Raw genomic sequence first — 10,241 nt, 5'->3', positions numbered from 1 at the left:
GACTCTGGCTACCACGACCGTTCAATCTCTGAGACGGCAATGTCCCGATATAAAGGACTGACTAGCGGCACATTGAGCTTGAGATGTTATAACGCTCAAGTTGGTGAGGCGTTAGCAAACGTCAAAGCAATGAACAAAGTTCTAGGACTAGGTATGCCTATTAGAAACTAACAGGTAAGTTCCGTAGGATAGATACGTCCTTTAGCTGATTTGATCAACAACGCCTCTCTTTAGTGTCTAGCGCGCAAAGTGTTGCGAACATGCTGCCGTCCGATTGGAAGATCGGTAAACCTAGATAAGAGACATAGCCCATCTGCGTGAGTTCGGGATTGTCGCTCCATTCCTCTTTACCAGACGCATTTTTTACATAAAGCATGGCTCTGGTTTCCATCACTTTCTTGCAGTACAAATTTATGTCTCTGGGGATGATTTTGCCAGGATTCGCTTTAACACCGGGTGAAGAAGACATCGCAATGTTCTGGAATCCAACTTCAGACGTAAGAATAAGCCCAACAGCGGGAGCATTAAGCACTTCTGCTATGTTATTGAGCATGCTTTTCCATAAAGAGAGGTCCATTTCTTTCACTAGATCATTGATGGCATATTTAGAGCTGGATTGATAGATATTGGTAAATGGCATGAATGATCACCTTTTTGGAATGTCATACTGTTGACTCTAATGTCAAATTTCTGCCTTTGCAATCTGAAATAATGTATTTCATTTCGTTTTCAGCCCTAAACCACCTACTTCAGTAGGTGGTTATCATTCAGTTTGGCTTTGCCTGTAGTTCTACCCATGTTAAATGCTCCCTTGATTTTTAGCGAAGTCAAAGAGGACAAATAACATGAGCAGATATAATCAAGCTTCCCACGTATTTTGGAGATGTCAATATCACATAGTGTGGACACCAAAGTATCGATTTAGGATTTTGAAAAACAATGTAGGTAAAGAAGTTTATCGATGTATAAAAAAGAAAATAGCTTTAAAACTCTTTAGTAAATTTCCATATTTAAGGAGAAACAAACTCTGGGGTAACCACTTTTGGCAAAGGGGCTATTTTGTCGATAGCGTAGGGGTTAATGAAGAAATCATTCGACGCTATGTAAGACATCAAGAGAAAAAAGAGCGCGTGGAGCAGCAGCAACTGGCGTTGGACTAAACAAAGGCCCCCTTTTAGGGGGCTCACACAAAGCCACCTTCTTTAGAAGGTGGTAATTTACTTGTATTTTTAATAAGACAAAGGCATAGCCCATAGGGGGTGTGTTTATAAAAACCATATAAAAAACACTTCGACCATATTTATTTTTTAATAAAAATAAGTGAATTCTATCTGTTTAAATAATGTGCTTATAAGGCGGTTTTCGATATCTAAATCACAAATTCACTATGGTTTAACCGGAAAGTATTGAATCAATAGGGCGGAGTCCTATATTGGGAAGTGTAGCCTTAGTGGAGGTGAAGTATTATGATTTGGGATACTCTCGAACGTGTAAATAAACTTCGCAAGGAAGCAATGGAGGATCCAGAATTCTTGGATTCAGCAAAAATGCATGAGGAATGGCTTTTGAGCGAAACTCATAATCAACCCAATAAAGGAGCCAAAGAAAAGAAACCCAAAAAACTGTCTGACATCTATGAGAATACAGACTTCACTATCAACCCAAACGGAACGAAACATTAACAATGATTAACCGCAACATGGCTGAGGCTCTTAACCCGAAAGCTACATATCAACGACACACACCAGCCTTTAGCCACCAATAAAAAAGCCACTTTCAACGTATCGAAAGTGGCTTTTTCTTTTCTAGCTGCTTAGAAGCAAGACCTGCATTCAGCCCTAGCTGTTGATTAGACTTAAACCACTTGGCAAAGCATCACCAAACACACGCTTAGATTCGCTCTCGGAAAGCTCAGTGACTTCACTAACCAGCGTTAACCAAGACTCTGGAACCTTACTCTGCTTTAGCTTCTCAATCACTTGATTACGATAATCGTCAGAGATATCAAACTGACGGTCGCCAGTTTTACGACAAATCATCACTGCGGCAAAGGCAATCATCTGCTCTTTCTGCCAGTTCTGCTCAAGTAATTTTGGTAACCACTGCTCTGCTTGCTCTCTAGGAATTACACTGTGCTGGCTGCCATATAACGGGGTTCTTGAAGCCAGTCGACCTAGTGCCCACCAGTGTGCTTGTTCAAACTGGTTGTGATTGATCGCTTTGCTTAGGAACCAAGACGCAAGAAGCACTTTGTCTTCCACTTCGAGTTGCTCAAGGGATGCCGCCAATCTAACCATGGCTTCATAACCATTGTCTTGGGCATCTTTAGCACTCTTAGGGTTCTTCATAGCACCTGGGTGAAGGTACTTCGCAATGTCAGCCAAGATTGTCTCTTGCTGCTCTTGGTTTAAACCTCCGGCAACACGACGCCAGAAAACCCACCAGTCTGTCCAACCTTGGTGGTTCTTAAACTGAATGTTCTGTTGGTAGAGACCCCAAATCTGTTCGATACGCCATGAATCAGTAGGATCACCAAAGCCAGGGCGCAGTGAGTAACCCGCTAATCGCAACCAGTTTTTCTCGTGTGCTTCTGAGCGACGACGACGTTTACGACCTAACGACAAAGTATCAAATAGATGACGGAGGGTGGTGAAATCCCATTCATCGCGTTTACCGAGTCGTTTCTCAAGATCTTTCGAAAGTGTTTTGATCTCTTTCGATTCCGCACTCTTCTTGTTGCCACTGTACAGACGAGAGATCAGCTCTTTACACTCATCTAAGCGTGTGTGAAGTGTAGAGTTATCGGATTCTTCGCCTTGTTTGTTTCTGACTTCAAATTCAAGTAACCAACGTTTCGAGTTATCTTCAGTACTCACGCACTCCATTTTCAGTGTGCCGACTTCGGTTAACTGACAAGCGAGCAGCACTTCAACGCGCTCTTTTTGGTTAGCTTGAAGCTCTGCTGTGCCTGAGCCTTCCAGCGTCGAGATGTAAGGTGGAAGAGGGGAGAACAGGTCGGCATCCACATCGACCATCACACCATTTTGAATTGCCGTATCGTGAGCAATTTGATCGTGAGTTGAAGTCAGCAGGTTAAAACGAACTGGCTCGCCTAACGTCAGTGAGAAACGACGGCTGTTCAAACGGATTTCTTGGCCTTCTTCGGTACCTTTAGCAAGCAGACACAGTGCTTTACCCATCTTGTTCTTTTCTTGTAGATGCAAGAAGTAAGAACGAGCAGCACCGCCACCGATTTTCAGCTGGGCACCACGGCGAGCTTTACCAAACGCAACCGCGCCTAATGCCACAGACCAATCTGGGTGAGGGTTATCTAGTACTGTGATTGGAGCGCCGTTCCAGTTACCTAGAAGCTGAGTTATACGCTCCGTGACAAGTTCACTGTTGAACACACCACCGTTAAGCAGCACACCGACAGGAATAGCTGGTTTGGTGTCATCGAATTGAACCGCATCTGAATTTTGTAGCGCCGCTTTAGACACTTGCTGATGCGTTGTCAGGAATTCAGCAACGTGCTTACTTACCGCTGGGTCCGCAACGTAAGGCAGACCGAATTCAACTACAGCGCTGCGACGTTTGTCTGGTGTTTCAGTAAATTCAGACAGTGGGAAGAAGCCTTCTAATGCGATTTGATGAACTTCTTGCTTGGTTAAGCCGATACTCTTAGTGCCGCCTAAAAGCTTGGATCCGCTGCCAAGCATGGTGATTTTGACATCGTCTGGCGCATCAGCAGAAAGTAGGCTCTCTTTTGCTGCGCGAGTTTGTTGAATCAGTTTGGTGAGGCTAGAGGCATTCAGTTTCTTGTTTTGGTTGAAGCGCTGCTCTGCAAGGTGAGCGAGAGCTAAATCTAGGTTATCACCACCCAGCATTAAGTGTTCGCCAACGCCAATACGGTCGAGTGTTAGTTCACTATGACCTTGTTTGTCCGAATCGTTATCCGCATTGAACTGGGCTTCAATTAAGCTTAAGTCGGTAGTACCACCGCCGACATCACACACTAAGATCAACGGGATCTGTTGGAGTTCTTCCGCGGCCGTTTGCTGGTGGCGTGCATACCAGTCGTAACAAACCGCTTGCGGCTCTTCGAGTAATAGAATCTTGCCTAAACCGGCTAGCTCTGCGGCTTCGAGTGTCAGCTTGCGTGCTGTCTCATCGAATGACGCTGGAACCGTGACAACAACATCTTGGTCTTCAAGTTTGTTGCTTGGATTACGGTAGTTCCATGCTTGGCGAATATGATTTAGGTAGCTAGCACTTGCGACAACTGGCGATACTTTATCGACATCTGCTGCGCCTGCCCAAGGGAGAATGTCTGAGCTACGATCCACCGCTTGGTGTGATAACCAACTCTTCGCACTTGATACTTGTCGACCTTCAACTTTTGCGCCTAATTCACGCGCCCACTCACCGACGATAACATTCTTGATATCGCCTTCAACTGGGTTTGGTTCCCACGGCATAGTTAGGTCTGAAGGGGAGATTTGACCTTGTGCTGGGTGGTAACGAAACGATGGGAGGAGAGGCTTACGAACCACTTCACCAGGGCCAATAAGCTGATCGATTTCGAAAAGGGAAACGGGAGCGTGTTGTAGGTCGTCGTTAATTTCACAGTAGGCAACCACAGTGTTGGTTGTGCCTAAGTCAATGCCGACTAAAAAGCGAGGAGTTGCCATACAAAACCTTATTCTTCCAGAGTGATGACCAGTGTGTTGATAGCTTTGGTCTTATTGTTGTTATTCGTCTACGTCGTTCCTGAGAAACAGGGTGGACTGAGTTGGGAATGGTATTGATAAAATAACGGCACCCGCTAAGGTGCCGTTGATTCATTATGCTTCGTAGTTTGAGTCGTTGTTCGAATCTTCACGAACGTCGAACTCAACATGCCATTTCTGACCATTGTCAGTGGCAATCGCTTCTAGGTATAAAGTTCCTAGCTCAGTAACGCGAGAAGCTAAAGTAACCGGAACCACCTCACCTTCGCGACGGCCTTCAGAAACAGGCAGTGTCACTTGGATTTCAGGAAGCTCATCAAGCTCTTCTGGCGCCCAGTGATCAAGGTGAGTACCAGCTTCATCTTCACGGCGTGTAGTTGAACCGAAGAACTGGAAGTGAACTGGCTGACCAATCACTAGACCAAACTCTTGGCTAGGAACTTGAACGCTTGATCCTTCTTCCATACCAAATGGCGCAACACATAGTGCCTCCATTGGAGGAGCCATACCTGGGATTGCAGGCATCGCACTTTCAATACCGACGTAGTAAGCAGAAGCGATACCACCACGGATACGAACGCCTTGACCACGACGTACCGCGCCGTAGTACGAAGCACCACTTGCAACCGCTAGATCAAGATCTAAGCCTGATAGTTGTTTCGCAAATTCAGCGTCAGCATTGATCAGCCACTCGTTGATTGTGTCTGAAAGACGATCAGCAAGTAGGTTAGATTTTAGAACACCACCGTTGAACAGGATTGCTGTTGGTTTGATGAAGTCAGCAGTAGGTGCTTCAGCGCCTGGCATGCCCGGCATATTTGCAAACGGATTGAAATCTTGTTGAGCCGTTTCACCATTTCCAGAAAGCGCGTTCGCTTGTTTAGAAAGGAATGCGGCAATGTGACGAGTAATACCTGCATCTTGTGCGTAAGGCAGACCCATTTGAGTAAGTGCACCACGTGTCTTTTGAACAGGGTGATCAGTCACAGCAACTTTAGGGAAGAAGCCATCAACCAATGTTTGTTGTACTTCTTGCTGAGTCAGTTCTGTTTTTAGCGTAGCTCCAAGTAGCTTAGAGCCACGGCTAGGAACCACGATTGGTACAGCTTGAAGCTCTGCATCGTTCAATAGTGCTTCTTTTGCGTCACGACATGCGTGAGTCATCGTTTGAACTTGCCAAGGTGCCAGTTCTTTACCTTCTTGTGCTAGCTTCATCTTCAGGCGGTAAGCCAGAGCTAAATCCATGTTGTCACCGCCAAGTAGGATGTGTTCACCTACGGCGATACGGTTCAGACTTAGGTTACCGTCGTCTTGAGTTACTTCAACTAAAGAAAGGTCGGTAGTACCACCACCGATATCCACAACTAACACGATGTCGCCAACATCTACTTCATCACGCCATTTATCGTTGCTGTTGTCGATCCAGCTGTATAGAGCCGCTTGAGGTTCTTCTAAAAGCGTTAGATGAGTGAAACCAACGTTACGAGCGGCTTCTGCGGTTAGGTCACGAGCTGCTGGGTCAAACGAAGCAGGAACGGTGATCGTTACGTCTTGGTCAGCCAGCTTGTGTTCTGGGTTTGCATGATTCCAAGCATCTTTAAGGTGCTCAAGGTACAGCTCAGTCGTTTTTAGTGGAGATACCTTTTCCACTTCTTCTGGGCTACCAGCAGGAAGGAACGCGTCACGACGGTTTACACCACCATGGCATAGCCAAGACTTCGCACTTGCTACTAAACGAATAGGGGTTTTAGCACCAAGATTACGAGCGATAGCACCAACTAGTGCTTTTGGCTCAGAAGACCAAGGTAGAACTCGTGACGCTTCGTTCATCTCGTGCTCGTGCGGCTGGTATAGGAACGAGCCAAGTTGGCTGCGAGTTTCTACGGTACCAGGAGCCGTAAGCTGAGGAATTGGCATTACTTCAACACGAGCATCTTCATTCGTTGTGTCGATGTAAGACAAAACACAGTGTGTAGTACCTAAATCGATACCAACGCTGAACTTGGGTTCCTGATGCTCTTGCGATGATGTCTGAGTTTGGTGTTCCATTATAGCTCTACCTCTGCCGGTGCAATTACAGATGCATCGTAGTTTTCAGCAAGCTTAGGCAGGTTCATGTCAGTTGCTTTCCAGCCTTTGTGAACAAGCGTACCGTTGAATGGTGCGTTACCCGTTACGTTACCTGTTAGGCGGATTTCTTGAGGGTTGAAGCCTTCAGCGACTGTGATGCGAGTCTCTTCATCTTCGCTGCGGATATGAGCAAGCGTTACGTAGTCCGCCAGTACTTTTTGACCACCTGTGTGAATAACACGTGCAGCTGCACCAACTTCTTCGTCAGAGAATGAAGTAAGGTCTTCTTTTAGGAAGTCGATTAGACGCGCTTCTTGCTGCATGATAGAAAGTAGCTGCATTGCAGAATCTGTTGGTGCTGTAGCGAGCTTAGATTCTACTTCTACTACTTTCTCGATGACTTTTTCTACTTCAACAACTTTTTCTACTTCGACAATCTTTTCAACTGGCTTTTCAACTTCAACGATCTTTTCTACTGGTTTTTCTACGACTTTCTCAACCACTTTGGTTTTACGAGAAACGGCAATTAGCAGTAGTAAAACGCTTGATGCAGTTAGGCCTGCGTGAAGCATATCAAACGTCTGTGGGATTAGGTTCAAATCAACGATCATAGTGATTTTTCTCTTTAAATTGATTTAACGGTATATTCATCGGTTATAGGGAATATACAGGTTAGAAAGAAACTCATAGGCGTAAGGGCCAAATGGTCACTTTCAAGCTATAAATATGGGTGGATACTAGCATATTCAAGGCTTAAGAGTGGTAATTTATGTTTTCAAACCAGTAGTTTTTGAGTGTGTTAGCTTGAAATTTAGTCGAGATTCGGTCGATTGTTAACCTGCGATGTGAAGACAAAGTAAAGTGTGCGTCTTTTATGTCATTTTTAGGACGAAAACTTAAATGGAGCATCATTCCCTTCCGTTATATACTTTGTCCTCATCAAAGCCTATTTGGAACCTCTATGCCTCACACTACCGACCCACTAACAGGCTTGAAGAGACGAACGCTGCCACTGGTTGTATTTTCGGTCAGTTTTTTGATTACAGTGTTGTGTTTTATTCTGGTCATGCTCAATCAAAACCGCGCATTGAACATGAATTTGGACAGTTTTGCTAAGCATCAAACACTGAGCTTGGAAGCGTTTATCGATAATGATGTGGCTTACATAGGTTCGGGCGCTAACTTTTTCTATTCTAATGATCCTGAAAACTGGGATAAATTTGACCGTTTTGCACAGCAAACCATTAACGGCTCAAAAAGTTTAATTGGCTTACAGTGGATGCAGAAAGTTCAGGCAGATGAGATTGCCGAACACACTGCGGAAATGAAAGCAAAGTACCCATCTTACCGACTGTTCACCATCCCTAAACATGAAGCTAAAACCTATGGTTACCAGTTAGATGGCGAGCCTGCTTTTATTGCTACCGATATTTATCCGAATACTGAAGCGAATGATAGAGTGATTGGGTTCTACTCTTCACGCGAGCGATTTAAGCGTATTGTTGAAAATATCAAACAGACACGCCAAGCGAATATCTCGGACAAAGTACGCCTTATTCAAGATGGTTTAACTCCAGATACACCTAAGACCGGCATGTTGGTGTATCACCCGGTGTTTGAAGGAGAAAGTGATAACTTACTTGGTGTGGTGATTGGTGTAGTTCGTACCACTTACTACTTTGAAAACCTGTTGGCATCGGCTGTCGGTGATATGGATGTTTACATTCGTGTGACGGATACCGGTTTCGAAGCCGAAGATTCCCCAATCTTATTTGAAACGCAAGGCTATGAGGGCGTAACAGGTCACCATATAACTAAGACTATCGAATTGACCAACCGAAATTGGAAAATCGATTACAAGATAGACTCTTGCATCTCATTTTATGGCTACCTTGTACTAACTGGCATTGCGCTCGTCGGGACAACCATCTCATTGTTGTTAGCGTATATCGTTAATATGCAGATCAGAGAGAAAGAGCGCTTGTATCGCATGTTAGACAAAAGAACAGAAGAACTTCGATTCCTAGCGAACCACGATAGCTTAACTGAAATCTATAACCGACGAGCTTTCAATAAGATGTTTGACAGGGCAGTTAAGCGAAGTGAGTCATTTAGCTTAATTGGCTTTGATGTCGATAAATTTAAGAGCATTAATGACAAGTTTGGTCACCCTGCTGGTGATGCTTTGCTTGTTCATGTCATTAAGTTGATTTCGGTAAACTTGAAAGAAGGGGATAATCTTTTCCGTTTGGGCGGAGACGAGTTCTGTATCATTTCGAGTATCTCGGATCCTGAAGCACTAGACCGCTACTTACAATGCATTCTCAACACCGTCAGTCATTCTCATTGTGAGCATAAAGGGCAACAATTGAGCTGTACTTTGAGTATTGGTGCGGCCATCCATACCAACGAAGACACTGAAGAACTGCTACAAAAAACAGATAGCATGCTCTATCAAAGTAAGTTAAATGGTCGAAATCGAGTCACAATTGCAGGCTAAATGAGCACTTGATACAACTAGGGTCGAGTTCTGTATTGGGCTCATGTACAATTTCACAAAATTTTTGACGAGAGAATTAGGCGACGTATGAATCACAATCGAGTGGTGTGTTTCGATTTGGAAATGTGCTGTTGGAGCGAAAATGGTGTAGGAACAACAGGCGAGATCATTGAAGTGGGTCTTGCTGAGATTGATCTGGCATCTGGAACCATCGTGAAACGAGCGCAATACTACGTTAAGCCAGAAAAAGACGAAGTCTCTCAGTTCTGTGCCGAGCTAACCGGCATTACTCCGCGTAAAATCGAAAAGCAGGGGCGTCCGCTAGAATCAGTCATCAAATCGATGATCAAGAACTTCGGTGGTCCTAACAAGATCTATGCTGCGTGGGGACGTGATGACCTGATTTTACACAAAGAGTGTCAAGAGAAAGGTATCGAGCCACCATTTAGCGAGTTCATCAATATTGCGACGCTGTATCGCGTGCAGAACCGCTTGAAAGACAAACGCATCGGTCACCGAGCGGCTCAAGAAGCAAAAAACATCGAATGGGAAGGTCGCCAGCATTCTGGTTATGTTGATGCTTACAACCTGGCGAAGCTCGCTCTGACGATGCTTTAGCAATAGGTGAATATTAAATATTTGCTCCGAACTATAAAAAAAGCCACCTAGATTGATGTGACCCCGTAAAGTTGGACATTTCTGTTAAGCGGCTTTCAAGGCCTGAGTTCGATATTCTATCGGAGTCAGGCCTTTTAGTTTCACTTTTATACGTTTGGTATTGTAGTACTCGATGTATTCTTTAATTTGCTCTATCAGAGCATCTGCATCTTCAAAGCTTTGGTTGTGATACATCTCTGTTTTGAGTAAAGCAAAAAAGTTTTCAGCAACCGCATTATCCAAGCAGTTACCTTTTCTCGATCCAAGCAGTTACCTTTTCTCGA

The 10,241-nt window shown here is 44.6% G+C and carries 8 protein-coding genes and 2 pseudogenes; 5 read left to right on the top strand and 5 right to left on the bottom strand.

Going from position 1 to position 10,241, the window contains the following annotated elements:
- Positions 1-171 (top strand): annotated as a pseudogene (locus L1D55_RS25805) (IS5/IS1182 family transposase); the annotation flags it as partial.
- A 43-nt stretch (positions 172-214) separates the two neighbouring features.
- Here L1D55_RS25805 and L1D55_RS25800 read toward each other — a convergent pair.
- The gene (locus tag L1D55_RS25800) at positions 215-640 is read right to left on the bottom strand and encodes a GAF domain-containing protein (protein WP_239919362.1); all 426 of its coding nucleotides are present in this window, start codon (positions 638-640) and stop codon (positions 215-217) included.
- Positions 641-845: 205 nt separating this feature from the next.
- Between L1D55_RS25800 and L1D55_RS25795 the strand changes: the two genes are divergently transcribed.
- Together L1D55_RS25795 and L1D55_RS25790 are read left to right on the top strand one after the other, a co-directional pair.
- Positions 846-1,160 (top strand): transposase, encoded by a 315-nt coding sequence (locus tag L1D55_RS25795; RefSeq protein ID WP_239919361.1) that lies wholly within the window; start codon positions 846-848, stop codon positions 1,158-1,160.
- A 306-nt stretch (positions 1,161-1,466) separates the two neighbouring features.
- Positions 1,467-1,682 (top strand): hypothetical protein, encoded by a 216-nt coding sequence (locus L1D55_RS25790; protein ID WP_008222272.1) that lies wholly within the window; start codon positions 1,467-1,469, stop codon positions 1,680-1,682.
- Between the two features lie 156 nt (positions 1,683-1,838).
- Here the strand turns inward: L1D55_RS25790 and L1D55_RS25785 are convergent, their stop codons facing one another.
- The 3 genes from L1D55_RS25785 to L1D55_RS25775 form a co-directional block, all read right to left on the bottom strand.
- On the bottom strand, positions 1,839-4,691 hold the full coding sequence (locus L1D55_RS25785; RefSeq protein ID WP_239919360.1) for an Hsp70 family protein: 2,853 nt from the start codon (positions 4,689-4,691) through the stop codon (positions 1,839-1,841).
- A 153-nt stretch (positions 4,692-4,844) separates the two neighbouring features.
- Positions 4,845-6,779, bottom strand: coding sequence for an Hsp70 family protein (locus L1D55_RS25780; protein WP_239919359.1), 1,935 nt, complete (start codon positions 6,777-6,779; stop codon positions 4,845-4,847).
- A complete protein-coding gene (locus tag L1D55_RS25775) occupies positions 6,779-7,411 on the bottom strand; it encodes a DUF2760 domain-containing protein (RefSeq protein WP_019822547.1) in 633 nt (210 codons plus the stop codon). Before L1D55_RS25775 ends, L1D55_RS25780 begins: the two co-directional genes overlap by 1 nt.
- 350 nt (positions 7,412-7,761) lie before the next feature.
- On the opposite strand from L1D55_RS25775, the gene L1D55_RS25770 reads away from it, so the two are divergent.
- Both L1D55_RS25770 and L1D55_RS25765 read left to right on the top strand, forming a co-directional pair.
- A complete protein-coding gene (locus tag L1D55_RS25770; protein ID WP_239919358.1) occupies positions 7,762-9,300 on the top strand; it encodes a sensor domain-containing diguanylate cyclase in 1,539 nt (512 codons plus the stop codon).
- Positions 9,301-9,387: 87 nt separating this feature from the next.
- Complete coding sequence (locus tag L1D55_RS25765; protein ID WP_008222088.1) at positions 9,388-9,918, top strand: 3'-5' exonuclease; 531 nt, start codon at positions 9,388-9,390, stop codon at positions 9,916-9,918.
- Between the two features lie 84 nt (positions 9,919-10,002).
- Here L1D55_RS25765 and L1D55_RS25760 read toward each other — a convergent pair.
- A pseudogene (locus L1D55_RS25760) lies at positions 10,003-10,218 on the bottom strand (IS3 family transposase); the annotation flags it as partial.
- Positions 10,219-10,241: the final 23 nt, after the last annotated feature.

Source organism: Vibrio sp. Isolate22, from assembly GCF_022398115.1.
In the GTDB taxonomy this organism is placed as follows: domain Bacteria; phylum Pseudomonadota; class Gammaproteobacteria; order Enterobacterales; family Vibrionaceae; genus Vibrio.
Note: the sequence above shows the minus strand (reverse complement) of the source record. Positions and strands in the feature narration are given on the sequence as shown.